The 1,033-nt window shown below is 35.6% G+C and carries 1 protein-coding gene; it reads right to left on the bottom strand.

Features of this window, described 5'->3' with window-relative positions:
* Nucleotides 1-1,033 (bottom strand): surface lipoprotein assembly modifier (locus ACTHS3_RS14480; protein WP_440368307.1); only part of this gene is annotated, 1,033 nt, incomplete at both ends.

Raw genomic sequence — 1,033 nt, 5'->3', positions numbered from 1 at the left:
CCTCCCTATACGTTTAGAGCTACTGCCAGCATAATGTTTTACTTTATCACGAGCATAGTTTAAACCACCTAAAAAATAAGTATCATTGTTTAAAAGGTAAGTAGCACCTACTCCGATTTGATAATCTTTCCCTCGTCGTTCAGTATATGCATAATCTTTTTTTGCTATTGTACTGTTAGCAGACAAACGTAAATTTGGCGTTATCCAATTTGAAATGCCTAAATCTACACCTGCACGTGTGTAATAAGGATGATTTCCATAACGACGTTTTTCTAAAAATGGCATAACATAGCCATCTGTTTTAAAACTTTTATTTTTATAACCCAGGCTTATTCTTGCTACTTGATCATCATAAGCATGATTATCCCAATAAGTCACACCATCTATATCACCCGACATAGCTAAGTAATGGTTATCTTTAATATTATCATCACGATTGATAGATAACGAATAATTAAACCCATGTCCTTTTTGCGGCAAATAGTCAGGATTCTTTTCAAATGCTAAATTACCAAATTGAGGAAGATGAATTTCGCGTTCTGTTGAAACATTATTGATATTACTGTCTTGGATATAACTTAGACTACCTGAAATTTGCCATTTCTTTTTCTTCATAGCATCTTCATAAAGTGCGATAGTCGGAAGTACATCTTCAGGAAGCCCCTGCTCCTTGGCCACATTAAATTCATGTTTCGCATTGCGAGTCTGTCTATCCTCATAAAGCATAGCAGCTAAATCTAAACGGACAGTAACAAGATCAGAATTTTTAGCAAGAATAGAACGATAAAGTTTGATAGCCTTTTTATATTTTCCTTCAGATCGCCAAATTGCACCTTGTGCATAAGCTAATAAAATAGGATCGTGCCCGCTCCATTTACGATATATAGGTAAGAGCTGCGCCGCTGAAACATAATTTCGCATTTGTAAAGCCTGATTTAATAATGGCTCTGTCAACTCTGGTTGCTTGGATAAATCATCTAATGTCAACGTTTGGCTAGACTCTTCTACAGAAGTACCGTCATTGTCTGAAAAT

It is taken from the genome of Neisseria sp. P0009.S007, assembly GCF_051962515.1.
The sequence above is the reverse complement of the archived record's forward strand: the minus strand, read 5'-3'. Positions and strand labels throughout refer to the sequence as shown.